General features: G+C 60.6%; 24 protein-coding genes. All 24 read left to right on the top strand.

Features of this window, described 5'->3' with window-relative positions; all coding sequences use genetic code 11:
* Positions 1 to 21 precede the first annotated feature (21 nt).
* Positions 22 to 315 (top strand): preprotein translocase subunit SecE, encoded by a 294-nt coding sequence (secE, locus tag ACQ66J_RS01035; RefSeq protein WP_430430128.1) that lies wholly within the window; start codon positions 22 to 24, stop codon positions 313 to 315.
* Positions 316 to 320: 5 nt separating this feature from the next.
* Complete coding sequence (gene nusG, locus ACQ66J_RS01030) at positions 321 to 854, top strand: transcription termination/antitermination protein NusG (protein ID WP_022702243.1); 534 nt, start codon at positions 321 to 323, stop codon at positions 852 to 854.
* Positions 855 to 997: 143 nt separating this feature from the next.
* A complete protein-coding gene (gene rplK, locus ACQ66J_RS01025; protein WP_430430127.1) occupies positions 998 to 1,429 on the top strand; it encodes a 50S ribosomal protein L11 in 432 nt (143 codons plus the stop codon).
* 2 nt (positions 1,430 to 1,431) lie between these two features.
* On the top strand, positions 1,432 to 2,142 hold the full coding sequence (gene rplA, locus ACQ66J_RS01020) for a 50S ribosomal protein L1 (RefSeq protein WP_430430126.1): 711 nt from the start codon (positions 1,432 to 1,434) through the stop codon (positions 2,140 to 2,142).
* A gap of 306 nt (positions 2,143 to 2,448) precedes the next feature.
* On the top strand, positions 2,449 to 2,964 hold the full coding sequence (gene rplJ, locus ACQ66J_RS01015; protein ID WP_430430125.1) for a 50S ribosomal protein L10: 516 nt from the start codon (positions 2,449 to 2,451) through the stop codon (positions 2,962 to 2,964).
* A gap of 51 nt (positions 2,965 to 3,015) precedes the next feature.
* The gene (rplL, locus tag ACQ66J_RS01010; protein ID WP_430430124.1) at positions 3,016 to 3,387 is read left to right on the top strand and encodes a 50S ribosomal protein L7/L12; all 372 of its coding nucleotides are present in this window, start codon (positions 3,016 to 3,018) and stop codon (positions 3,385 to 3,387) included.
* A 243-nt stretch (positions 3,388 to 3,630) separates the two neighbouring features.
* Complete coding sequence (gene rpoB / locus ACQ66J_RS01005; RefSeq protein ID WP_430430123.1) at positions 3,631 to 7,713, top strand: DNA-directed RNA polymerase subunit beta; 4,083 nt, start codon at positions 3,631 to 3,633, stop codon at positions 7,711 to 7,713.
* A 108-nt stretch (positions 7,714 to 7,821) separates the two neighbouring features.
* Positions 7,822 to 12,036: a DNA-directed RNA polymerase subunit beta' gene (rpoC, locus tag ACQ66J_RS01000; RefSeq protein WP_430430122.1), complete on the top strand. Its 4,215-nt coding sequence runs from the start codon at positions 7,822 to 7,824 to the stop codon at positions 12,034 to 12,036.
* A 513-nt stretch (positions 12,037 to 12,549) separates the two neighbouring features.
* Positions 12,550 to 12,921 carry a 30S ribosomal protein S12 gene (gene rpsL, locus ACQ66J_RS00995; protein WP_009801142.1) on the top strand — a complete coding sequence of 124 codons (372 nt, stop codon included), beginning with the start codon at positions 12,550 to 12,552 and terminating at the stop codon, positions 12,919 to 12,921.
* A 12-nt stretch (positions 12,922 to 12,933) separates the two neighbouring features.
* The gene (rpsG, locus tag ACQ66J_RS00990; protein WP_430430121.1) at positions 12,934 to 13,404 is read left to right on the top strand and encodes a 30S ribosomal protein S7; all 471 of its coding nucleotides are present in this window, start codon (positions 12,934 to 12,936) and stop codon (positions 13,402 to 13,404) included.
* A gap of 42 nt (positions 13,405 to 13,446) precedes the next feature.
* Entirely contained in the window at positions 13,447 to 15,522 is a 2,076-nt protein-coding gene (gene fusA, locus ACQ66J_RS00985; RefSeq protein ID WP_430430120.1) for an elongation factor G, read from the top strand.
* Positions 15,523 to 15,578: 56 nt separating this feature from the next.
* Complete coding sequence (tuf, locus tag ACQ66J_RS00980) at positions 15,579 to 16,754, top strand: elongation factor Tu (RefSeq protein WP_430430119.1); 1,176 nt, start codon at positions 15,579 to 15,581, stop codon at positions 16,752 to 16,754.
* Positions 16,755 to 16,952: 198 nt separating this feature from the next.
* Positions 16,953 to 17,717 carry a 2OG-Fe(II) oxygenase gene (locus ACQ66J_RS00975; protein ID WP_430430118.1) on the top strand — a complete coding sequence of 255 codons (765 nt, stop codon included), beginning with the start codon at positions 16,953 to 16,955 and terminating at the stop codon, positions 17,715 to 17,717.
* 429 nt (positions 17,718 to 18,146) lie between these two features.
* The gene (rpsJ, locus tag ACQ66J_RS00970; protein WP_022699743.1) at positions 18,147 to 18,461 is read left to right on the top strand and encodes a 30S ribosomal protein S10; all 315 of its coding nucleotides are present in this window, start codon (positions 18,147 to 18,149) and stop codon (positions 18,459 to 18,461) included.
* Positions 18,462 to 18,483: 22 nt separating this feature from the next.
* Positions 18,484 to 19,224 carry a 50S ribosomal protein L3 gene (gene rplC / locus ACQ66J_RS00965; protein ID WP_430432213.1) on the top strand — a complete coding sequence of 247 codons (741 nt, stop codon included), beginning with the start codon at positions 18,484 to 18,486 and terminating at the stop codon, positions 19,222 to 19,224.
* A complete protein-coding gene (rplD, locus tag ACQ66J_RS00960) occupies positions 19,224 to 19,862 on the top strand; it encodes a 50S ribosomal protein L4 (protein WP_375548856.1) in 639 nt (212 codons plus the stop codon). Before rplC ends, rplD begins: the two co-directional genes overlap by 1 nt.
* Position 19,863: 1 nt before the next feature.
* The gene (locus ACQ66J_RS00955; RefSeq protein ID WP_022699740.1) at positions 19,864 to 20,157 is read left to right on the top strand and encodes a 50S ribosomal protein L23; all 294 of its coding nucleotides are present in this window, start codon (positions 19,864 to 19,866) and stop codon (positions 20,155 to 20,157) included.
* A gap of 23 nt (positions 20,158 to 20,180) precedes the next feature.
* On the top strand, positions 20,181 to 21,017 hold the full coding sequence (gene rplB, locus ACQ66J_RS00950; protein WP_133723081.1) for a 50S ribosomal protein L2: 837 nt from the start codon (positions 20,181 to 20,183) through the stop codon (positions 21,015 to 21,017).
* A gap of 14 nt (positions 21,018 to 21,031) precedes the next feature.
* Positions 21,032 to 21,310: a 30S ribosomal protein S19 gene (rpsS, locus tag ACQ66J_RS00945; RefSeq protein ID WP_022699738.1), complete on the top strand. Its 279-nt coding sequence runs from the start codon at positions 21,032 to 21,034 to the stop codon at positions 21,308 to 21,310.
* A 3-nt stretch (positions 21,311 to 21,313) separates the two neighbouring features.
* Positions 21,314 to 21,694, top strand: a complete 381-nt coding sequence (gene rplV / locus ACQ66J_RS00940; RefSeq protein WP_022699737.1) for a 50S ribosomal protein L22 — start codon at positions 21,314 to 21,316, stop codon at positions 21,692 to 21,694.
* Entirely contained in the window at positions 21,694 to 22,398 is a 705-nt protein-coding gene (rpsC, locus tag ACQ66J_RS00935; protein ID WP_107712991.1) for a 30S ribosomal protein S3, read from the top strand. Before rplV ends, rpsC begins: the two co-directional genes overlap by 1 nt.
* A 21-nt stretch (positions 22,399 to 22,419) precedes the next feature.
* Positions 22,420 to 22,833 carry a 50S ribosomal protein L16 gene (gene rplP, locus ACQ66J_RS00930; protein WP_009801130.1) on the top strand — a complete coding sequence of 138 codons (414 nt, stop codon included), beginning with the start codon at positions 22,420 to 22,422 and terminating at the stop codon, positions 22,831 to 22,833.
* Positions 22,834 to 22,845: 12 nt separating this feature from the next.
* The gene (rpmC, locus tag ACQ66J_RS00925) at positions 22,846 to 23,040 is read left to right on the top strand and encodes a 50S ribosomal protein L29 (RefSeq protein ID WP_022699735.1); all 195 of its coding nucleotides are present in this window, start codon (positions 22,846 to 22,848) and stop codon (positions 23,038 to 23,040) included.
* Positions 23,041 to 23,054: 14 nt separating this feature from the next.
* Positions 23,055 to 23,291 (top strand): 30S ribosomal protein S17, encoded by a 237-nt coding sequence (rpsQ, locus tag ACQ66J_RS00920; protein WP_022699734.1) that lies wholly within the window; start codon positions 23,055 to 23,057, stop codon positions 23,289 to 23,291.
* The last annotated feature ends 5 nt before the right edge of the window (positions 23,292 to 23,296 follow it).

Here is a 23,296-nt window from a genome sequence, read left to right as displayed (position 1 = left end):
CGGTGACGTGCCGAAGGGAAGATGACGAACGCTATGGCGCGAGACACGAAAAACCGTCAGTCTGCGAACGCTGGCTCCTCCGGCAAGTCCGGATCGACCCCGCCTGCCGCGCCTGCACGCAAGCCGGTGAACCCGCTGAAATTCTTCAGCGAGGTGCGTCAGGAGGGCCGTAAGGTCACCTGGACGTCGCGCAACGAGACCTTTATCTCCACCATCATGGTGCTGGTTATGGCGTCGTTCGCCGCACTGTTCTTCCTGGGGGTCGATACGGTGATCGGCTTTATTGTGAACTTCCTTCTGGGTCTGGGAGCCTGATCGGAATGGCTGCGAAGTGGTATATTGTCCACGCCTATTCCAACTTCGAAAAGAAGGTGGCTGAGGCGATCCGCGCCGAGGCTGCGCTCCAGGGGCTTGAAGACAAGTTCGAAGAAGTTCTGGTGCCGACCGAAGACGTTGTTGAAGTGCGCCGCGGCCGCAAGGTGAACGCAGAGCGCAAATACTTCCCCGGCTATGTGCTGGTGAAAATGGATATGACGGACGAGGCCTATCACCTCGTCAAAGACACCCCGCGCGTCACGGGTTTCCTGGGTTCGGGGCGTCGCCCGACTCCGGTGCCGGAAGGTGAAGTGCGCCGTATCATGGGTCAGATGGAAGAGGACGCCGAGCGTCCGCGGCCGACTGTCTCTTACGAAGTGGGTGAGACCGTGCGCGTCACTGACGGCCACTTCCAGAGCTTTAATGGTCTGGTTGAGGAAGTGGACGACGAAAAGGGCGTGCTCAAGGTCGCCATCAATATTTTCGGCCGGGCGACCCCGGTCGAACTGGAATACGCTCAGGTGGAAAAAACCGCCTGATCGTAGACAGGTGCGGGAGGTCGCGGCGAAAGACCATGCCGGGACCGCACCGCGCCGCCCATTGAGACGAGCCGCGCTTTCCGAGCGCGGCTTATTGTGCAATCCCCAGGCGTCGCTTGCGGCGCGAATTGGAGGACAGGGACATGGCGAAGAAGATCGCAGGTTATATCAACCTGCAAGTTCCCGCTGGCGCAGCCAACCCGTCGCCGCCCATCGGGCCGGCGCTGGGTCAGCGCGGCGTGAACATCATGGAATTCTGTAAGGCGTTCAACGCCAAGACCCAAGAGATGGAAAAAGGGATGCCGATCCCGACCACCATCACGGTCTATCAGGACAAGTCGTTCACCTTCGTGATCAAGACCGCTCCGGCGAGCTTCTTCCTGAAGAAAGCGGCGAAAGTTCAAAAAGGGTCCGGCGAAGCAGGTAAATCTGCGCCGATCGCCAGCGTGACTGCGGCTCAGTGCCGTGAGATCGCCGAGGCGAAAATGAAAGACCTGAATGCAAACGACCTGGATGCTGCGACCAAGATCATCGAAGGATCTGCGCGCTCCATGGGTTTTGAGGTGGTGGGGTAAGCATGGCCAAGATTGCTAAGCGTATCGCCGCCGGCCGCGAAGGTCTGGACCGCGAAAAAATGCACACCGTCGTTGAAGCTGTGAAAGCAGTGAAGGCGCGTGCAACCGCCAAGTTTGATGAAACCATCGAAGTGGCCGTCAATCTGGGCGTCGACCCGCGTCACGCTGACCAGATGGTCCGCGGCGTCGCCAACCTGCCCAACGGCACCGGCCGCTCCATGCGCGTCGCTGTTTTTGCGCGTGGCCCCAAGGCTGATGAAGCCAAGGCCGCAGGCGCCGAGGTTGTGGGTGCGGAAGACCTGGTCGAACAGATCCAGGGCGGCGAGATCAACTTTGATAAAGTGATCGCCACTCCGGACATGATGCCGCTGGTCGGTCGCCTGGGTAAGGTCCTGGGTCCGCGCGGCATGATGCCGAACCCCAAAGTGGGCACCGTCACCATGGACGTGACCAAAGCGGTCGAAGCCTCCAAGGGCGGCGCCGTTGAATTCCGTGCTGAAAAAGCCGGCATCATCCACTGCGGCGTGGGCAAGGCGTCTTTCTCTGAAGACGCCCTGACCGAGAACGTGCGCTCCTTGCTGGAGGCTTTGATGAAAGCCAAGCCGACCGGCGCCAAGGGCCAGTACGTTAAAGCCATCGCGCTGAGCTCCACCATGGGCCCGGGCGTGAAAGTGGACGTGTCTGAAGCGTCTGCACCGGCTGAAAACGCGTAAGCGTTTCAGCTGAACGAGTTTCCTGAAGGGCGGCCTGGCTGCTCTTCAGGATGTCCGGATCGGGAAGGGGGCTTCGGCCCGGTTTCCGGTCCACCTGTCCGAGACCTTGGGGGAGGCCTAGCGCCTCTTAATCCAACCGGCCCCGGGTGAGACAGAGCGACAATCGATGCTCCCAGCCTTGTGCTGGTAGGGTCGGTTCGAGCCCTGGGACAGGCCAACGCCGCAGGACGCCTGATCTTGATCAGGCATTCCGGCGGCGGCTTGAGCGAGCCGTCCATAGGGGACGGCTCAAAAAGGGAGACCGCAATGGATCGTACGACCAAAGAAGCGGCGGTCGAGGAGCTTTCGGAAATCTTCGAAGGCGCCGGATCCGTCGTTCTGACCCGTTATTCGGGTCTTACCGTTGCGGAAATGACCAAGCTGCGCAGTGATCTGCGTGAGGTGGGCGGCAAACTCAAAGTTGTCCGTAACCGTCTCGCCAAGATCGCGCTGAAGGATAAGAAAGGCGAGGCCGCCTCCGACATGTTCGAAGGCCCGGTCGCAATCGCTTATTCTGAAGACTTCACGGCTGCGCCGAAAGTTGTCGTGGAATACGCCAAGTCGAACGACAAGTTCGATCTGGTGGGCGGCTTTATGGAAGAGGAAATCTTCGACGCCAACGGTGTCGTGGAACTCTCCAAACTGCCGTCTCGCGAAGAGCTTATCGGCGCCATCGCGGGTCGTCTCCTGGGCCAAGCTGGCGAAATCGTCTCGCGCATCACTGCGCCGGGCAACACGCTGGCCGCTCAGATCGAGACCATCCAGGAAAAAGCCGAAGCCTAGTCGTCTCTGCACATCGAACCGATACCCTTACTTACCGCAAGGAACTGAACCATGGCTGATATCGCCAAACTCTGTGAAGACCTTCTGGCCCTGACCATTCTGGAAGCCAAAGAACTCAACGACCTTCTCGAAGAAAAAGGCATCAAGCCGGCCGCCGCTGCTGTGGCTGTTGCTGGCCCGGCCGCCGGTGGCGAAGCTGCTGCTGAAGAGAAAGACGAGTTCGACGTGCTCCTGATGGAAGCCGGCGACAAGAAAATCAACGTGATCAAAGAAGTCCGCGCCATCACCGGCCTGGGCCTCAAAGAAGCCAAGGAACTGGTGGAAGCCGGCGGCAAAGCCGTCAAAGAAGGCGCCTCCAAGGCCGAAGCCGAAGAGATCAAGAAGAAGCTCGAAGACGCTGGCGCGAAAGTCGAGCTCAAGTAATGCGTTTCGGGCCGGGCTTGGTTCTGGTCCGAATGCGTTATACAGCGTACGGGCGTGCAGGGATTCCTGCGCGCCCGTCACGCCGTTAAAGTTTCCTCTGCAGGTTGTTCCGGTCTGGGGCCTGCAGATTGACCGCGACGGGGCACCCCTCAGTCCCTGGCGCGGCACACCAGAACGGGTCTTGGGGGACCTTAGGGTCCTAACGCAAGCGCCAGGCTGATTGAGCCTGCGAAGGGAGCGGAAATGGGTCTGTCGTTTACCGGCAAGAAGCGCATTCGCAAATCGTTCGGACGTATTCCAGGTGCGGTCGAAATGCCGAACCTCATTGAGGTTCAGAAGCATTCTTACGAACAGTTCCTGATGAAGGACACCGCCATCGCGGACCGTCTGGATGAAGGCATGCAGGCGGTGTTCAAGTCCGTTTTCCCGGTGAAGGACTTCTCAGAGCGTGCTCTGCTCGAGTTCGTCTCCTACGAATTCGAACCCCCCAAATATGACGTTGAAGAGTGTGTCCAGCGCGACATGACCTATGCAGCTCCGCTGAAGGTCAAGATGCGCCTGATCGTTTTTGATGTGGACGAGGAAACCGGCTCCAAGTCCGTCAAGGACATCAAGGAGCAGGACGTTTACATGGGCGATATCCCGCTCATGACCGACAAGGGCACCTTTGTCGTCAACGGCACCGAGCGTGTAATCGTCTCCCAGATGCACCGTAGCCCGGGCGTGTTCTTTGACCACGACCGCGGCAAGACTCACGCATCAGGCAAATTCCTGTTCGCAGCGCGGATCATTCCCTATCGCGGCTCCTGGCTGGACTTCGAGTTCGACGCCAAGGACATCCTGCACGTGCGCATCGACCGCCGCCGCAAACTGCCGGCGACGACTCTGCTGTACGCTCTGGGCCTCGATAAAGAAGAAATCCTATCCACCTTCTATGGTCGCGTGACCTATCAGGCGGGCAAGGACGGCTGGACGATGCCGTTCGTGAAGGAACGCTGGCGCGGCCTGAAGCCGTCGCGTGACCTGATCGACGCCAAGACCGGCGAAGTCGTTGCAGCCGCTGGCAAGAAAATCTCTGCTCGCGCCGCCAACAAGATGGCCGAAGACGGTCTTGAGAGCCTGCTGGTCTCGTCAGAAGAGCTGATGGGCAAGTTCGCGGCTGAAGATCTTGTGAACGCCGAGACGGGTGAGATCTTTGCCGAAGCCGGCGACGAGCTGACCGAAGAAGTGATCGCGGCGATCACCGAAGCTAGCGTGGACAGCCTGGACATCCTGGATGTCGACGGCCTGTCCATTGGCGGCCATATGCGCACCACGCTGGCGGCGGACAAGAACGACACCCGTGAGCAGGCGCTGATCGACATCTATCGCGTCATGCGTCCGGGCGAGCCGCCGACGCCGGAAACCGCCGAAGCGCTGTTCGCCGGCCTGTTCTTTGATCCTGAGCGCTATGACCTGTCACCGGTCGGCCGCGTGAAGATGAACATGCGTCTGGACCTTGAGTGTCCGGACGATGTGCGCGTGCTGCGCGCCGAGGACATCATTGAAGTTCTGCGCGTCCTTCTGGACCTGCGTGACGGCAAGGGTGAAATCGACGACATCGACAATCTGGGCAACCGTCGCGTCCGCTCTGTGGGCGAGCTGATGGAAAACCAGTATCGCGTCGGTCTGCTGCGCATGGAGCGCGCCATCAAGGAGCGCATGGGGTCGGTTGATATCGAAACCGTCATGCCGCACGACCTGGTGAACGCCAAGCCGGCCGCGGCCGCCGTGCGTGAATTCTTCGGCTCCTCGCAGCTGTCGCAGTTCATGGACCAGACCAACCCGCTGTCGGAAGTCACTCACAAGCGCCGCATGTCAGCGCTTGGGCCGGGGGGTCTGACCCGTGAGCGCGCCGGATTTGAAGTGCGCGACGTGCACCCGACCCACTATGGACGGATCTGCCCGATTGAAACGCCTGAAGGCCCGAACATCGGTCTGATCAACTCGCTGTCGACCTATGCGCGCGTCAACAAGTACGGCTTCATCGAGAGCCCGTATCGCAAGGTTGAGGACGGCAAGCTCACCGATCAGGTCGATTACCTGTCGGCGATGCAGGAAGCGCGTTTCACCATTGCGCAGGCGAACGCCACCGTGGACGCCGAAACCGGCATGCTGGCGAACGAGTTCGTCAACTGCCGCGTCGGCCCCGGCCGTGACGCGACCCTGATCCCGCGTGAAGACGTGGACTATATCGACGTGTCGCCCAAACAGGTGGTGTCGGTTGCGGCTTCGCTCATTCCGTTCCTGGAAAATGACGACGCCAACCGCGCTCTGATGGGCTCGAACATGCAACGCCAGGCCGTGCCGCTCGTCAAAGCGGAAGCGCCTCTGGTGGGCACCGGCATGGAAGCTGTCGTGGCGCGTGATTCCGGCGCGGCCATCGCCGCCCGCCGTGAGGGCGTGGTGGAGCAGGTGGACGCCCAGCGGATCGTGATCCGTGCGGCGGGTGTCGTCGGCGCGGCTGAGTCCGGCGTCGATATCTATCGCCTGTCCAAGTTCCAGCGTTCCAACCAGTCCACGGCCATCAACCAGCGTCCGATCGTGCGCGTGGGTGATGTTGTTCGCGCAGGCGACATCATTGCTGACGGCCCATCCACGGATCTGGGCGACCTGGCTCTGGGCCGGAACGTGCTCGTCGCGTTCATGCCCTGGAACGGTTACAACTTCGAGGATTCCATCCTCATCTCTGAGCGTATCGTGCGTGATGACGTGTTCACCTCGATCCACCTCGAAGAGTTCGAGGTCATGGCCCGCGACACCAAGCTGGGTCCCGAAGAGATCACCCGCGATATCCCCAATGTCGGCGAGGAAGCCCTGCGCAACCTCGACGAAGCGGGCATCGTGGCGATCGGCGCCGAAGTGGAATCCGGCGATATTCTCGTCGGCAAGGTGACGCCGAAAGGCGAAAGCCCGATGACGCCGGAAGAAAAGCTTCTGCGCGCCATCTTCGGTGAGAAAGCGTCTGACGTGCGCGACACCTCGCTGCGTCTGCCGCCGGGCACCACCGGCACCATCGTGGAAGTCCGCGTCTTCAACCGTCACGGTGTGGACAAGGATGAACGCGCCATCGCCATCGAGCGTGAAGAGATCGAACGTCTGGGTGAAGACCGGGACGACGAACTCGCCATTCTCGAGCGCGACATCTTTGGCCGTCTGCAGGAAATCCTGATCGGCAAATCCGCCGTCTCGGGGCCGAAAGGCTTCAAGAAGGGCGAAGTCACCGGCGAGGCGCTGGAAGACGTGCCGACCAGCCAGTGGTGGAAGATCGGCCTGGAAGATGAAGAGGCCATGGGCCGCGTCGAAGCGCTGAAAAAGCAATACGACGAGTCCAAGGCGCGTCTGGACCGCCGCTTCGAAGACAAGGTCGAGAAGCTGCAGCGCGGCGACGAGATGCCCCCGGGCGTGATGAAAATGGTCAAGGTGTTCGTGGCGGTGAAGCGCAAGCTTCAGCCGGGCGACAAAATGGCCGGCCGTCACGGCAACAAGGGTGTGATCTCCAAGATCAATCCGATCGAGGACATGCCGTTCCTGGCGGACGGCACCGCCGTCGACATCGTGCTGAACCCGCTCGGCGTGCCGTCGCGGATGAACGTTGGCCAGATTCTCGAAACCCATCTGGGCTGGGCCTGTAAGGGCCTGGGGCGTCAAATCGGTGAGGCGTATGAAGCCTACAAGCGCACCGGCGATCAGGGCGATCTGAACCAGATGCTGATCAAGGCCTATGGCGACGATCAGGAGCTGCCGGAAGGCGAAGAGGCGCGGGCCGAACTGGGCCGCAACCTCGCCAATGGTGTTCCGATCGCCACGCCGGTGTTTGACGGCGCCCGGGAAGACGACATTGTTGATCACCTGCAGCGTGCAGGCTTCGACAAGTCCGGTCAGTCCATCTTGCATGATGGTCGTACCGGCGATCAGTTCAAACGTCCGGTCACCGTGGGCATCAAGTACCTGCTCAAACTGCACCACCTGGTGGATGACAAGATCCACGCCCGCTCCATCGGCCCGTACTCGCTGGTCACCCAGCAGCCGCTGGGCGGCAAGGCGCAGTTCGGCGGTCAGCGCTTCGGCGAGATGGAAGTGTGGGCGCTCCAGGCTTACGGCGCCGCCTACACCTTGCAGGAAATGCTGACGGTGAAGTCGGATGACGTGGCGGGCCGCACCAAGGTCTATGAGGCCATCGTGCGGGGCGACAATGCGTTTGAAGCCGGCATCCCGGAAAGCTTCAACGTGCTGGTCAAGGAAATGCGTTCGCTTGGTCTGAATGTGGAGCTGCTCAACCAATAGGTCGAGCCAGCCAGAACAAGAGAGCGAGCGATCGCGTAGCGGATATCAGACGGCGGGCCCGGACCCCTCAAACCGGCCCCGCCGTCGCCACCGTCAAGGAGACGGACCATGAACCAAGAGGTCATGAACATCTTCAATCCCTCCGCCGAAGGCCCGTCCTTCGACCGGATCCGGATTTCGCTGGCCAGCCCGGAGAAAATTCTCTCCTGGTCTTTTGGCGAGGTGAAGAAGCCTGAGACGATCAACTACCGGACGTTCAAGCCTGAACGCGACGGTCTGTTCTGCGCCCGTATTTTCGGCCCGATCAAGGACTATGAGTGCCTGTGCGGAAAGTACAAGCGCATCAAGTATAAGGGCATTATCTGCGAGAAATGCGGCGTTGAAGTCACCTTGGCGCGCGTGCGCCGTGAGCGCATGGGCCATATCGAGCTCGCTGCGCCGGTGGCTCATATCTGGTTCCTGAAATCACTGCCGTCCCGGATCTCGCTGTTCCTGGACATGGCCCTCAAGGATGTGGAGCGCGTGCTCTACTTTGAAGGCTATGTGGTGATCGAGCCGGGCCTGACCCCGCTTCAGAAACAACAGATCCTCACCGAGGAAGAGTATTACGAAGCCGTCGACGAGTACGGCGAGGACGCTTTCACCGCCGGCATCGGCGCGGAAGCCATCCGTGAAATCCTTTCCACGATGGATCTGGAAAAAGAAGTGGAGAAGATGCGTGAGGAGATGGGTGAAACCGGCTCCGAGCTGAAGCTGAAAAAGCTCGCCAAGCGCACCAAGCTCATCGAATCCTTCATGTTCTCCGGCAACAAGCCGGAGTGGATGATCCTGACCATCGTGCCGGTCATTCCGCCGGAACTTCGCCCGCTTGTCCCGCTGGACGGCGGCCGGTTCGCCACGTCGGATTTGAATGACCTGTATCGCCGTGTCATCAACCGTAACAACCGCCTCAAGCGCCTGATCGAGCTTCGCGCGCCGGACATCATCATCCGTAACGAAAAGCGGATGCTGCAAGAGTCCGTCGACGCCCTATTCGACAATGGCCGTCGCGGCCGCGTGATCACCGGCGCCAACAAGCGTCCGCTGAAATCGCTGTCTGACATGCTCAAGGGCAAGCAGGGCCGGTTCCGTCAGAACCTGCTCGGCAAGCGCGTGGACTATTCCGGTCGTTCCGTGATTGTGGTGGGCCCCGAGCTGAAACTGCACGAATGCGGTCTGCCCAAGAAGATGGCGCTCGAGCTGTTCAAGCCGTTCATCTATGCGCGTCTTGACGCCAAGGGCCTGTCCGGCACCGTGAAGCAGTCCAAGAAGATGGTGGAAAAAGAGCGTCCGGAAGTCTGGGACGTTCTGGACGAGGTCATCCGCGAACACCCGGTCATGCTGAACCGGGCGCCGACCCTGCACCGTCTGGGCATCCAGGCCTTTGAACCCAAGCTGATCGAGGGCAAGGCCATCCAGCTGCACCCGCTGGTCTGCGCCGCGTTCAACGCCGACTTTGACGGCGACCAGATGGCCGTGCACGTGCCGCTGAGCCTTGAGGCCCAGCTGGAAGCGCGCGTCCTGATGATGTCCACGAACAACATCCTGTCGCCCGCCAACGGCAAGCCGATCATCGTGCCGTCCCAGGATATCGTGCTGGGACTGTACTATCTGTCGATCGTCAAGGACAAAGAGCCGGGCGAAGGCATGGTCTTCGGCTCCATGGGCGAGCTTGAAGCCGCTCTGGATTCCGGGGTCGTGACCCTGCACGCCAAGATCAAGGCGCGCTATTCCGGCGTTGACCCGGACGGCAATGAATACACCAAGGTGATCGACACCACGCCAGGCCGCATGAAGCTGCTTGAGCACCTGCCCAAGCACCCTGAAGTGCAGCCGGACGTGCTGGATGGTCTGCTGACCAAGAAAGCCGTCGGCGGCTTGATCGACATCGTCTATCGCCACACCGGCCAGAAGGCGACCGTGATCTTCTGCGACAAGATCATGGCCCTGGGCTTCAAGGAAGCGGCGCGCGCCGGCATTTCCTTTGGCAAGGACGACATGCTGATCCCGGACGCCAAGAAAGACCTGGTGGGCGAAACCCGCGCGCTGGTCGGCGATTACGAGCAGCAATATGTGGACGGCCTGATCACCAAGGGTGAGAAGTACAACAAGGTCGTCGACGCCTGGGCGAAGTGCACCGACAAGGTGGCTGACGCCATGTATGACGAGATCTCCAAGCCGGTCAAAGAAGATGACGGCACCGATGGGGAAGTGAACTCGGTTTACATGATGGCCCACTCGGGCGCGCGTGGCTCGAAGAACCAGATGAAACAGCTCGCCGGGATGCGTGGCCTGATGGCCCGTCCGGACGGCTCGATCATTGAAACGCCGATCATCTCGAACTTCAAAGAGGGCCTGACGGTTCTGGAGTACTTCAACTCCACCCACGGCGCTCGTAAGGGTCTGGCGGATACCGCGCTGAAAACGGCGAACTCGGGCTATCTGACCCGTCGTCTCGTCGACGTGGCGCAAGATTGCATCGTCACCGAGTTTGATTGCGGCACCTCTCAGGGCATCACCCTGGGCGCGGTGGTCAATGGCGGCGACATCGTCGAACCGCTCAGCCAGCGCATTCTGGGCCGGAACACCGCGGAAGCGGTCAAAGACCCGTCCACGGGCGAGGTTCTGGCTCCGGCGGACACGTATCTGGATGAAGAGCTGTCCCTGGCGCTCGAGGCGGCTGGCGTCAGCACCATCAAGGTGCGTTCGCCTCTGACCTGTGAAACCCGCGTTGGCGTCTGCGCCACCTGTTACGGACGTGACCTGGCGCGCGGCACCAAGGTGAATATGGGTGAAGCGATCGGCGTGATCGCGGCCCAGTCCATCGGCGAGCCGGGCACCCAGCTGACCATGCGGACCTTCCACATCGGCGGTACGGCGCAGGTGTCCGAACAGTCCTTCATCGAAGCTACCCATGAAGGCAAGGTCGCCTTTGTGGAGCGCAATACGGTGCAGGCCTCTGACGGCTCCTTCATCGTGCTCAGCCGGAACATGCAGGTCCAGATCACCGATCAGGACGGCAACCCGCTCGAGACCTACAAGCTGCAATACGGCGCCAAGCTGCGCGTGGATGCGGGCGAGAAGGTCAAGCGCGGCGCGCGTCTGGCCGAATGGGACCCGTACACCATGCCGATCGTCACCGAGGCGGGCGGCAAGGTGAAGCTGATCGACATCATCGACGGCCTGTCGGTGAAGGAAGACACCGACGAAGCCACCGGCATCGCCTCGAAAGTGGTGGTCGACTGGCGCGGCACCGGCACCAAGTCGGCGTCGATCCAGCCCGCCATGGTGATCGAGGACGCCAATGGCGAGCCGGTCAAGCTGGCCGACAAGACCGCCAACTACATGCTGTCTGTGGGCGCCATTCTCTCGGTCAATGACGGCGACACGGTTCAGCCTGGCGACGTGCTGGCCCGTATCCCGACCGAGGGCGCCAAGACCCGCGACATCACCGGTGGTCTGCCGCGTGTGGCCGAGCTGTTCGAAGCGCGTCGTCCGAAGGACCACGCCGTCATCGCCGAGATGACGGGCCGTGTGGAATTCGGCCGTGACTACAAGAACAAGCGCCGCATCTCCATCACGCCGGAAGGCGATGATGCGGAGGCTGTCGAATACCTGGTGCCGAAGGGCAAACACCTCACGGTGCAGGAAGGCGACATCATCCAGCGCGGCGAATATCTGCTCGATGGCAACCCGGCGCCGCACGATATCTTGCGGATCCTGGGCGTCGAGGCGCTGGCCGATTACCTGATCAACGAGATCCAGGAAGTCTATCGCCTGCAGGGCGTGCCGATTAACGACAAGCACATCGAAGTGATTGTCCGGCAGATGCTGCAGAAGATGGAAATCACCCATCCGGGCGATTCCGGCTATCTCAACGGCGAGCATGTCGACAAGATCGAATGGCTTGAAACCAACGAGAAGCTGGAAGCGGAAGGCAAGCGTCCGTCTGTGGCGGACCCGGTTCTGCTGGGCATCACCAAGGCCTCGCTGCAGACCCGCTCCTTCATCTCCGCGGCGTCCTTCCAGGAGACCACCCGCGTGCTCACCGAGGCTTCGGTGCAGGGCAAGGTGGACACCCTTGAGGGCCTGAAAGAGAACGTGATCGTGGGCCGTCTGATCCCGGCCGGCACCGGGTCGATGATGCGCGAGTATCAAGTCGAGGCCGATGCGCGTGACGAAGCGCGGATCGCAGAGCAGAAGAAAGCCGTGAAGAGCGGCGACGAGGCCCTGCCGGCCGAAATCGCTGAAGCTGCGGCTGAAGAAGCGCGTAGCGAAGACTGATCCTTCGCTCTGATCTGAATGGAAAGCCCGCTGGCGCATGTCAGCGGGCTTTTTCATGTGCAGGGCAGGGGGCGCGGCGTTCAGGGGATTCGCTCAATTGTGATTTTGAGCGTAGTGATGTGAGGAAATCAGTGCTGCACTGGCCTTGGAATCCTCAGCTGGAACGACTCTGACAGTGGTTGAGGGCCCTCACAGCATTGAAATACTTCAATAGATCAAGCGAAACACATGTGATTTCCGCAACTTGCCAAGCCTGCAAATTTCCCGTGAAGGTGAGCTTGACGGAATGGCCTGCTCTGAGTAGGTTCCGCGCTCGATTTCGGGGGTGAGCCGTAATCCGTCCTGAGTCCGTCATGGATGACTGGAACGGGTTAGACGTCGCCCGGAACAGACACATACAAGCTTCAACACCGTCCGCGGACGAACGGCACCAGTCGTCGCGCCCCGGTCGGGTTTTCGCGTCTTGGTGCGCCTTTAGACGGGAAAACAGGAACAGGAACGGATAGAGGCCTGATGCCTACAGTTAACCAGCTCATCCGCAAACCGCGGAAAGACAAGCCGAAGCGGAACAAGGTTCCCGCGCTTCAGGCGTGCCCGCAACGCCGTGGCGTTTGCACGCGCGTTTACACCACGACCCCGAAGAAGCCGAACTCGGCGCTTCGTAAAGTCGCCAAGGTTCGCCTGACGAACGGCTACGAAGTCGTGAGCTATATTCCGGGCGAAGGTCACAACCTGCAAGAACACTCTGTCGTGCTGATCCGCGGCGGCCGTGTGAAAGACTTGCCGGGCGTGCGTTACCACATCCTGCGCGGCGTTCTGGACACCCAGGGCGTTAAAGACCGTCGTCAGCGTCGTTCGAAATACGGCGCCAAGCGTCCGAAATAAGGAGAGGCGTTCATGTCTCGTCGTCACCGCGCTGAAAAGCGCGAGATTCTGCCCGACCCGAAATTCGGTGATCGCGATCTCACCAAGTTCATGAACTACATCATGGTCGACGGTAAGAAATCCGCCGCTGAAGCCATCATCTATGGCGCCCTCGACATTGTTGAGGAAAAAGTGAAGCGCGAACCCGTTCGCGTCTTCCACGAAGCCCTGGACAATGTGGCTCCGGAAATCGAAGTGCGCTCCCGCCGGGTCGGCGGCGCCACGTATCAGGTTCCGGTTGAGGTTCGCCCCGATCGCCGCAAGGCTCTGGCCATTCGCTGGCTGGCGGCTGCAGCGCGCAACCGTAACGAAAACACCATGCGCGAGCGGCTTGCCGCTGAGCTCATGGACGCCGCTTCCAACCGCGGCTCTTCGGTCAAAAAGCGTGAAGACACGCACAAGATGGCCGAAGCCAACCGCGCGTTCGCGCATTACCGCTGGTAATTTCCAGCCTGACGCTTGCCTCCTGATCTAAGGACCCTCCCCATGGCCCGCGACTACAAAATCGAGGACTACCGCAACTTCGGCATCATGGCGCACATCGATGCCGGCAAGACCACCACGACCGAGCGGATCCTCTTCTACACCGGCAAATCGCACAAAATCGGCGAAGTGCACGATGGCGCCGCCACCATGGATTGGATGGAGCAGGAGCAGGAGCGTGGCATCACGATCACGTCTGCTGCGACGACCTGTTTCTGGAAAGAAAAGCGTCTGAACATCATCGACACTCCTGGCCACGTGGACTTCACCATTGAAGTTGAACGTTCGCTGCGGGTGCTCGATGGTGCGGTGTGCTGCCTGGACGCCAACGCCGGCGTCGAGCCTCAGACCGAAACGGTCTGGCGTCAGGCTGACAAATACAAAGTCCCGCGGATGATCTTCATCAACAAAATGGACAAGCTCGGCGCGGACTTCTTCAACTGCGTCGACATGATCAAGGATCGTCTGGGCGCCAATCCGCTTTGCGTTCAGCTGCCGATCGGCTCTGAGAGCGAGTTTGAAGGTCTGATCGACCTGGTCGCGATGAAAGAACTGGTCTGGCTGGGTGAAAACCTCGGCGCGACCTGGGAAGAGCGCGACATTCGTCCGGAGCTGGCTGACAAGGCCGCTGAATACCGCGAAGCGCTGGTTGAGACCGCCGTCGAGCAGGACGAAGCGGCGATGGAAGCGTACCTGGAGGGCGAAGAGCCGTCTGAGGAGCTTCTGAAGTCGCTGATCCGCAAGGGCACCATTGCGCTGGCGTTCAACCCGATCCTGTGCGGCACCGCGTTCAAGAACAAAGGCGTTCAGCCTCTGCTTGATGGTGTTGTGGACTTCCTGCCGTCTCCGGTGGAAGTGGCCGCGATCAAGGGCATCGACGCCAAGACCGAAGAGCCGCTTGTGCGCCTGCCGTCTGATGACGCGCCGCTCGGCTTGCTGGCCTTCAAGATCATGAACGACCCGTTCGTGGGCTCGCTGACCTTCTGCCGTATCTATTCAGGCACCCTGTCCACCGGGCAGACCGTTCTGAATACGGTGAAAGAGAAGAAAGAGCGCGTCGGCCGCATGCTGCTGATGCACTCCAACTCTCGTGAAGACATCAAGGACGCGTATGCCGGCGACATCGTCGCTATCGCGGGTCTCAAGGACACCACCACGGGCGACACCCTGTCCGACCCGGCGCACCCGGCCATCCTGGAGCGCATGGAGTTCCCGGATCCGGTGATCGAGATCGCCATCGAGCCCAAGTCCAAGGGCGACCAGGAAAAGCTTGGCGTGGCTCTGGCCCGTCTGGCGGCTGAAGATCCGTCTTTCCGCGTGTCCTCTGATGAGGAATCCGGTCAGACCATCATCGCCGGCATGGGTGAACTGCACCTCGACATCCTGGTTGATCGCATGAAGCGTGAGTTCAAGGTGGAAGCGAATGTGGGCCAGCCGCAGGTGGCCTATCGCGAAACCGTCGGTGTTGCGCACACTGTTGACTACACCCACAAGAAACAGTCGGGTGGTTCGGGTCAGTTCGCGCGCATCAAGCTGGAAATCGAGCCGGTCGAGCCGGGCGAAGGGTTCTCCTTTGACTCCAAGATCGTCGGCGGCTCCGTGCCCAAGGAATACATTCCGGGCGTGGAAAAAGGCCTGAACTCGGTGCGGGACACCGGCCTTCTGGCGGGCTTCCCGATGATCGACTTCAAGGTGACTCTGGTCGATGGCGCGTATCACGACGTCGACTCCAGCGTCATGGCCTTTGAAATCGCCGCGCGCGCTGCGCTTCGTGAAGCGAAGTCTTCTCTGAAGATGAAGCTGCTCGAGCCGATCATGAAAGTCGAAGTGGTGACCCCGGACGAGTATACCGGTTCGGTCATCGGCGACCTGAACTCCCGCCGCGGTCAGATCCGCGACCAGGAAATGCGCGGCAACGCCACGGTGGTGAACGCCTTCGTGCCGCTGGCGAACATGTTCGGGTACGTGAACAATCTGCGTTCGGCTACTCAGGGTCGCGCCCAGTTCACCATGCAATTCGACCACTACGAGCCGGTGCCGCAAGCTGTCGCCGACGAAGTGATCTCCAAAATCGCGTAATTCGGATCTTCACCGATCCACTGAAAAGACGCCTGTCCGAAGAGTAGGAAGAGACAATGGCCAAGGAAAAGTTTGAGCGTACGAAACCGCATGCCAATATTGGCACGATTGGTCACGTTGACCACGGCAAGACGACGCTGACCGCCGCGATCACCAAATATTTTGGTGACTTCCGCGCGTACGACCAGATTGACGGAGCGCCTGAAGAGAAGGCGCGCGGCATCACGATTTCGACGGCGCACGTTGAGTATGAGACGGACAACCGTCACTATGCGCACGTGGATTGCCCGGGCCACGCCGACTACGTGAAGAACATGATCACGGGTGCGGCGCAGATGGACGGCGGCATCCTGGTGGTGAACGCGGCTGACGGCCCGATGCCGCAGACCCGCGAGCACATCCTTCTGGCGCGCCAGGTTGGCGTTCCGGCTCTGGTGGTGTTCCTGAACAAGGTTGACCAGGTCGACGACGAAGAGCTCCTGGAGCTTGTGGAGATGGAAGTTCGCGAACTTCTGTCCTCTTACGACTTCCCGGGCGACGACATTCCGATCATTGCGGGCTCTGCGCTTGCGGCGATGGAAGGCCGTGATCCTGAAATCGGCGAGAACAAGATCAAAGAGCTGATGGCGGCTGTGGATGAGTACATCCCGACCCCTGAGCGTCCGGTTGATCAGGCGTTCCTGATGCCGATCGAGGACGTGTTCTCGATTTCGGGCCGCGGCACGGTTGTGACCGGTCGTATCGAGCGCGGCGTGATCCATGTGGGCGACGAGATCGAGATCATCGGTCTGCGCGACACGGTGAAGACGACGTGTACGGGCGTTGAGATGTTCCGCAAGCTGCTCGACCAGGGCGAAGCGGGCGACAATGTGGGCCTTCTGCTGCGCGGCATCGACCGTGAGGGCGTTGAGCGCGGCCAGGTTCTGGCCAAGCCGGGTTCGATCACGCCGCACGCGAAGTTCGAAGCCGAAGCCTACATCCTGACCAAGGAAGAGGGTGGCCGTCACACGCCGTTCTTCTCCAATTATCGTCCGCAGTTCTACTTCCGCACGACGGACGTGACCGGTGTGGTGACCTTGAAAGAGGGCACCGAGATGGTCATGCCGGGCGACAATGTTGAAGTGTCTGTCGAGCTGATCACCCCGATCGCGATGGAAGAGAAGCTGCGCTTCGCCATCCGTGAAGGCGGCCGCACCGTGGGCGCTGGCGTGGTGTCCAAGATCACCGACTAAGCGCACGCGCTGCTCGCAGCGCATGGCACAGATCAACGCCCCGGAGCCCAGCTCCGGGGCGTTTTTCGTGCCCGCGACTCAAGACCCACGCGAATCGTGAATGTGCGGGGCTGAACTGTTGCAAGCATTGAGGTTTCCGCCTTGGCGCTTAGGATGTTTGTTCGTACGGCGACGCGTGCAGAACGAAGGCCCGAGCTTATGGCGCAAGACATTGAACTGACTTTACGGCCTGGGCTGGATCCTGCGCCTTTTGCAGAGATTTACGCCCGCGACAAGCTGGTCTCCATTCCTGACATTTTGCCAGACGCCGCCGCCAACGCTGTCCATGAGTTGCTGCGCAGTTCGATCAGCTGGCGGCTCATTTTTCCCGAACCTGCGCCAGACCATCCACAGGGTCACAAAATCAATGTTCTGAGCGCTGCGGACATCGAAGCGATCGGTCGCCAGCAAATGGCGCAGCGAATCCAAGGCGTCATGGCGCGAGCCAAGGACAATTACGGGTATCTGTACAACGCCTATCCCATGATCGAAGCGTATATGAAGGGATGGGATTCAGGCCACCCGATCCACCGGCTGACCGAGTTTCTGAATTCGCCGGCGTTTCTGGAATTCGGCAGGGCGGTGATTGGAGAGAAACAGATCACCAAAGCCGATGCCCAGGCGACCTTGTACACGCGGGGTCATTTTCTGACCCGTCATGTTGATGAAGGCTACGACCGGGAGCGTCGCGCCGCCTATACCTTCGGGTTCACGCGCGAGTGGCAGCCGGACTGGGGCGGGCTGTTGATGTTGCTGGACTCAAATTTCGACATACAACGCGGGCTGCTGCCTCGCTTCAACACCCTGAACATTTTTGACGGGACTATGGTGCATGCGGTGAGCGCCGTGTCTCCGTTTGCGGGCGGTCACAGGCTTCAGATCACAGGCTGGTTGCGCGATGACCCGCCGGCAAGGCCCGGCTAGACAAGCGGCGGCAGGGAAGGTCTCGCCTGAAGCGACTGTGTCCGGATGAGGCGCGCCTGGAATTCGCTGAGATCAGCGGTTGTTCAGACGCGGGCGAAGCGCTAATACACAAGCGTCAGCGCCGAGTCACTTGGCGCCCCAGACGTCTTTGGCGTCGTTTAAGCTCTTTGACAGCCCGTAAGGGCGATCAAGATCCCCGTCTCAGCGCATTGCGCGCCTGGCGATGAGTTTAAACTGCCGATCTGGTGGCGAATCTTGTGGCAGGGTGTTGACGGGGAGGGGCACAGGGCGTATTGCACGGTCCCTCTGATGAGCTGGCAGTGTCTTTTGGGCAAACGCAGTTCTTCGAAGCGATAAAAATTTGGATTGCAAGAGCTGCCGGGGCGATCCGTCCTTTGCGCGGCTCTTGTGCATGTTGGGACCGGACCGATGGCGCAACAAAACATCAGAATCCGCCTGAAGGCGTTCGACCACCGCGTGCTCGACACTTCGGCGCGTGAGATCGTATCCACGGCTAAGCGCACCGGCGCGAATGTACGTGGCCCGATTCCGCTGCCGACGCGGCTGGAGAAATTTACTGTTCTGCGCGGTCCGCACATCGACAAGAAGTCGCGTGAACAGTTCGAAATCCGCACTCACAAGCGGATGCTGGACATCGTAGACCCCACTCCGCAGACCGTGGACGCGCTGATGAAGCTCGACCTGTCTGCCGGTGTGGACGTCGAGATCAAGCTGGGAGCGTAGGGCCATGAAGCAGGCTGCATCCATGCGCACCGGCCTACTGGCCAAAAAGCTGGGCATGACGCGCGTCTTCTCTGAAGACGGCAATCATGTTCCGGTGACCGTGCTTCATCTGGACGGGCTCCAGGTGGTCGCACAGCGCACCTCCGAAACCGATGGCTACACCGCAGTCCAGCTGGGCTCGGGCAAGGCCAAGGCGAAGCGCACCTCGAAAGCGATGCGCGGCCATTTTGCGAAGGCTTCTGTTGAGCCCAAGCGCAAGCTGGTTGAATTCCGCGTGCCGGAAGACGCGCTGATCGAAGCGGGTTCCGCCCTGTCTGCCGAGCACTTTGTGGTCGGTCAGAAAGTGGACGTGTCCGGCACCTCGATCGGTAAGGGTTTCGCTGGCGGCATGAAGCGTTGGAACTTTGGTGGTCTGCGCGCCTCTCACGGCGTGTCGATCTCTCACCGTTCCCACGGTTCGACCGGTCAGTGTCAGGATCCGGGCAAGGTCTTCAAAGGCAAGAAGATGGCCGGTCACCTCGGTTCCGAGCGTGTCACCATCCAGGGCCTTGAGATCGTCCGGGTGGACGCTGATCGCGGTCTGGTGCTGGTGAAGGGCGCTGTTCCGGGCTCCAAGCAGGGCTGGGTCGAAATTCGCGACGCCGTCAAAGGTGTTGGCGTTGATGATCTGCCGTACCCGGCAAAGCTGATCGAAGCTGCTGAGCAGGCTCCGGCCGAGGCTCCGGCTGAGGCTCAAGAAGCCCAGGACGAAGGGGCTAACTGATGAAACTTGATGTTGTGACGCTCGACGCCGGCAAGGCTGGCTCGATTGATCTCTCCGACGCCGTGTTCGGCATCGAAGAGATCCGCGCGGACATCCTCCAGCGCGCCGTCAAGTGGCAGCTGTCGCGCCGTCAGGCCGGCACCCACAAGACGAAAGAGCGCGGTGAGATCGCCCGCACCAAGAAGAAGTTTGGTCGCCAGAAAGGCGGCGGCGGCGCCCGTCACGGTTCGCGCAACGCCCCGATCTTTGTGGGCGGCGGCGTGGCCCACGGCCCGCGCGTTCGCTCTCACGCGACTGAGCTGCCGAAAAAAGTGCGCGCCCTGGCGCTCAAGCACGCCCTGTCTTCCAAGGCTGGTTCCAAGCAGCTTGTGGTTCTGGACGAGGCGCGCCTGGACGCGGCGAAAACCAAGACCCTGATCGAGAAGTTCTCGAAACTGGGTCTGGCGAAGGCGCTGATCATTGATGGCGAGACGCTGGACGAGAACTTCGCCCGCGCCGCTCGCAACATCCCGCTGATCGACGTTTTGCCGGCTCAAGGCCTGAACGTTTATGACGTGCTGCGTTGTGACGTGCTGGTCCTGACCAAGGCGGCTGTCGAGAAGATCAACGAGCGGCTTGCGCCGCAGGAGGCTGCGTAACATGCCCGCTGCTCGCCATTACGACACCATTTTGTCGCCGGTGATCACCGAGAAAGCGACCATTCTCTCTGAAGAGAACAAGGTCGTGTTCCGTGTGCCGCTGTCTGCGAACAAAAAAGAAATCGCCGAGGCGATCGAAGAGCTGTTCAAGGTCAAAGTGAAGGCCGTGAACACCCTCGTTCAAAAAGGCAAAACCAAACGTTTCCGCGGCATTGCGGGCAAACGTGATGACGTCAAAAAGGCGGTTGTGACCCTTGAAGAGGGCCACTCCATCGACGTCAGCACTGGCCTGTAAGCGCGGGCAGAGGAGAGAGAACCATGGCTCTGAAGACTTTCAAGCCGACCTCGCCTGGCCGCCGCGCACTCGTGCTGGTGGACAAATCCGGGCTGCATTCGGGTCGCCCCGAAAAGACGCTCGTCGAGGGTCTGCACAAATCTGGTGGTCGTAACAACACCGGCCGCATCACGTCGCGTCGTCGCGGCGGCGGCGCCAAGAAGCTGTATCGCGTCATCGACTTCAAACGTCGCAAGTTTGATGTCCCGGCGACGGTCGAGCGTCTGGAATACGACCCGAACCGCACCGCCTTCATCGCACTGATCAAGTACGAAGACGGCGAGCTGGCCTACATCCTGGCTCCGCAGCGTCTGTCTGCTGGCGACACCGTCGTCGCGGGTGACCGCGTTGACGTGAAGCCGGGCAATGCGATGCCGCTCAAGAACATGCCGGTCGGCACCATCATCCACAATGTTGAGCTCAAGCCGCTCAAGGGCGGCCAAGTGGCCCGCTCCGCCGGCGCCTATGCTCAGCTGGTGGGGCGTGACGCCGGTTACGCCCAGGTTCGCCTGATGAGCGGTGAGCTGCGTATGGTCCATCAAGACTGTATGGCCACGGTCGGCGCGGTGTCGAACTCTGACCACCTGAACACCAATCTGGGTAAAGCCGGCCGCAAGCGCCATATGGGCAAACGCCCGGCGGTTCGCGGCGTGGCCATGAACCCGGTGGATCACCCCCATGGCGGCGGCGAAGGTCGCACCTCGGGCGGTCGTCACCCGGTCACCCCGTGGGGCAAACCGACCAAGGGTCGCAAAACCCGGTCGAACAAATCCACCGATAAATTCATCATTCGCTCGCGCCACGAGCGCAAGAAACGCTAAGGGACGGCTGCGCCATGCCTCGTTCTGTCTGGAAAGGTCCGTTTGTCGACGGATACCTCCTGAAGAAAGCCGATGCTGCTCATGATGCCGGCCGCAAGCAGGCGATCAAAACCTGGTCGCGTCGCTCGACGATCATGCCGCAGTTTGTGGGTCTGACCTTCCAGGTCCACAACGGCAATAAATTCATTCCGGTTCTCGTCTCCGAAGAGATGGTCGGTCACAAGTTGGGCGAATTCGCTCCGACGCGGACCTATTACGGCCACGCGGCGGACAAGAAAGCCAAGAGGAAGTAAGCGATGGGCAAGGCTGCAAATCCCCGCCGCGTCGCGGACAACGAAGCTCGCGCAAAGCTGCGCATGCTTCGCATCAGCCCGCAGAAGCTCAACCTGATCGCCCAATTGATCCGTGGCAAAAAGGTTGAACGCGCTCTGGCTGACCTGGAATTTTCGCGCAAGCGTCATTCCGCCGACGTCAAGAAGGTGCTCGAGAGCGCCATCGCCAACGCGGAAAACAACCACGGTCTGGATATCGACTCTCTGGTCGTGTCCGAGGCCTATGTGGGCAAGAACCTGGTCATGAAACGCTTCCGCGCCCGTGCGCGTGGTCGCGGCGCCAAGATCCTGAAGCCGTTTTCCGAGCTGACGATCGTCGTGCGCGAAGTTGAGGAGGCCGCCTAATGGGTCAGAAGGTTAATCCGATCGGCCTTCGCGTCGGCATCAACCGCACGTGGGAATCGCGCTGGTTCGCCAAGGGCGACGAGTATGCGGACCTGCTGCACGAAGATCTGCGCATTCGCGAGTTCCTGAAAAAGGAACTCAAGAACGCGTCTGTGTCGCGCATCATCATCGAGCGCCCGCACAAGAAATGCCGCATCACGATCTACACGGCGCGTCCGGGTGTCGTGATCGGTAAGAAAGGTGCGGACATCGAAAAGCTGCGCCGCAAGGTCTCGAAAATGGTTGACGGGGAAGTCTTCCTCAACCTGGTCGAAGTGCGCAAGCCGGAAGTAGACGCGACCCTGGTCGCCGAGAGCGTGGCTCAGCAGCTCGAGCGCCGCGTGGCTTTCCGCCGCGCCATGAAGCGCTCTCTGCAGACCGCCATGCGCATGGGCGCACTGGGTTGCAAGATCATGTGCGGCGGCCGTCTCGGCGGCGCCGAGATCGCGCGCGTTGAAAAGTATTCTGAAGGTTCGGTTCCGCTGCACACCCTGCGTGCGGACATCGACTATGGTTTCGCTGAAGCCAAGACCGCGATGGGCATCATCGGCATCAAGGTCTGGATCTACAAAGGCGAGATCATGGAACATGACCCGATGGCGCAAGAGCGCCGCATGCTCGACTCTGGCGAGCAGCGCGCACGCTCTGGCCGTCAAGCGGCGTAAGCGGAACGAGGGAGTAGAACCATGCTTCAGCCGAAGCGCACCAAATTCCGCAAGGCGCACAAAGGCCGCATTCACGGTCAGGCCAAAGGCGGCTTTACGCTGACCTTTGGCTCTTATGGCCTGAAAGCGGTTGAGCCGGAGCGGATCACCGCCCGTCAGATCGAGGCGACCCGTCGCGCCATCACCCGTCACATGAAACGGGCTGGTCGCGTCTGGATCCGGGTGTTCCCGGATCTGCCGGTCTCCAAGAAACCGACCGAAGTCCGGATGGGTAAAGGTAAAGGCTCACCCGAATACTGGGTGGCCAAAGTCAAGCCTGGCCGGATCATCTTCGAGATCGACGGTGTTCCGGATGATGTCGCCCGCGAAGCCCTGCGCCTCGGCGCAGCCAAGCTTCCGATCAAGACCAAAGTCGTCACCCGTCCGGGTGAGTAAGAGGAGGGAAGAATGAAAGCCGAAGACGTCCGCGCGTTTAGCGACGATCAGCTTCAGGACGAACTCCTCAAGCTGAAAAAAGAACAGTTCAACCTGCGTTTCCAACAGGCCACCGGCCAGCTGGAAAACACTGCGCGCTTTATGCAGATCCGCCGGGATATCGCCCGGGTCAAAACGGATCAGCGTCGCCGCGCGCTTGAAAATTAAGGGGGCTTGGGTCCATGCCGAAGCGCATCCTTCAAGGCGTCGTGGTGAGCGACAAGCAGGAAAAAACCGTGATCGTGCGCGTAGAGCGCACCTTCCTGCACCCCCTGCTGCGTAAAACCGTGCGCCGTACGAAGAAATATCACGCCCACGATGAGTCGGGTGCGATCAAAGTGGGTGAGCGCGTCCAAATCCAGGAGTGCTCGCCGAAGTCGAAGCTGAAGCGGTGGGAGATCGTCTCCGAGCAGGCGTAAGCCTG

This window comes from Oceanicaulis sp., from assembly GCF_965284345.1.
Taxonomy (GTDB): Bacteria; Pseudomonadota; Alphaproteobacteria; order Caulobacterales; family Maricaulaceae; genus Oceanicaulis; species Oceanicaulis alexandrii_A.
This window is presented reverse-complemented; position numbering and strand designations above follow the sequence as displayed.

Coding starts and splice junctions, on each gene's coding strand:
- secE (WP_430430128.1), top strand. CDS start 22: ATGACGAACGCTATGGCGCGAGACACGAAAAACCGTCAGTCTGCGAAC.
- nusG (WP_022702243.1), top strand. CDS start 321: ATGGCTGCGAAGTGGTATATTGTCCACGCCTATTCCAACTTCGAAAAG.
- rplK (WP_430430127.1), top strand. CDS start 998: ATGGCGAAGAAGATCGCAGGTTATATCAACCTGCAAGTTCCCGCTGGC.
- rplA (WP_430430126.1), top strand. CDS start 1,432: ATGGCCAAGATTGCTAAGCGTATCGCCGCCGGCCGCGAAGGTCTGGAC.
- rplJ (WP_430430125.1), top strand. CDS start 2,449: ATGGATCGTACGACCAAAGAAGCGGCGGTCGAGGAGCTTTCGGAAATC.
- rplL (WP_430430124.1), top strand. CDS start 3,016: ATGGCTGATATCGCCAAACTCTGTGAAGACCTTCTGGCCCTGACCATT.
- rpoB (WP_430430123.1), top strand. CDS start 3,631: ATGGGTCTGTCGTTTACCGGCAAGAAGCGCATTCGCAAATCGTTCGGA.
- rpoC (WP_430430122.1), top strand. CDS start 7,822: ATGAACCAAGAGGTCATGAACATCTTCAATCCCTCCGCCGAAGGCCCG.
- rpsL (WP_009801142.1), top strand. CDS start 12,550: ATGCCTACAGTTAACCAGCTCATCCGCAAACCGCGGAAAGACAAGCCG.
- rpsG (WP_430430121.1), top strand. CDS start 12,934: ATGTCTCGTCGTCACCGCGCTGAAAAGCGCGAGATTCTGCCCGACCCG.
- fusA (WP_430430120.1), top strand. CDS start 13,447: ATGGCCCGCGACTACAAAATCGAGGACTACCGCAACTTCGGCATCATG.
- tuf (WP_430430119.1), top strand. CDS start 15,579: ATGGCCAAGGAAAAGTTTGAGCGTACGAAACCGCATGCCAATATTGGC.
- ACQ66J_RS00975 (WP_430430118.1), top strand. CDS start 16,953: ATGGCGCAAGACATTGAACTGACTTTACGGCCTGGGCTGGATCCTGCG.
- rpsJ (WP_022699743.1), top strand. CDS start 18,147: ATGGCGCAACAAAACATCAGAATCCGCCTGAAGGCGTTCGACCACCGC.
- rplC (WP_430432213.1), top strand. CDS start 18,484: ATGCGCACCGGCCTACTGGCCAAAAAGCTGGGCATGACGCGCGTCTTC.
- rplD (WP_375548856.1), top strand. CDS start 19,224: ATGAAACTTGATGTTGTGACGCTCGACGCCGGCAAGGCTGGCTCGATT.
- ACQ66J_RS00955 (WP_022699740.1), top strand. CDS start 19,864: ATGCCCGCTGCTCGCCATTACGACACCATTTTGTCGCCGGTGATCACC.
- rplB (WP_133723081.1), top strand. CDS start 20,181: ATGGCTCTGAAGACTTTCAAGCCGACCTCGCCTGGCCGCCGCGCACTC.
- rpsS (WP_022699738.1), top strand. CDS start 21,032: ATGCCTCGTTCTGTCTGGAAAGGTCCGTTTGTCGACGGATACCTCCTG.
- rplV (WP_022699737.1), top strand. CDS start 21,314: ATGGGCAAGGCTGCAAATCCCCGCCGCGTCGCGGACAACGAAGCTCGC.
- rpsC (WP_107712991.1), top strand. CDS start 21,694: ATGGGTCAGAAGGTTAATCCGATCGGCCTTCGCGTCGGCATCAACCGC.
- rplP (WP_009801130.1), top strand. CDS start 22,420: ATGCTTCAGCCGAAGCGCACCAAATTCCGCAAGGCGCACAAAGGCCGC.
- rpmC (WP_022699735.1), top strand. CDS start 22,846: ATGAAAGCCGAAGACGTCCGCGCGTTTAGCGACGATCAGCTTCAGGAC.
- rpsQ (WP_022699734.1), top strand. CDS start 23,055: ATGCCGAAGCGCATCCTTCAAGGCGTCGTGGTGAGCGACAAGCAGGAA.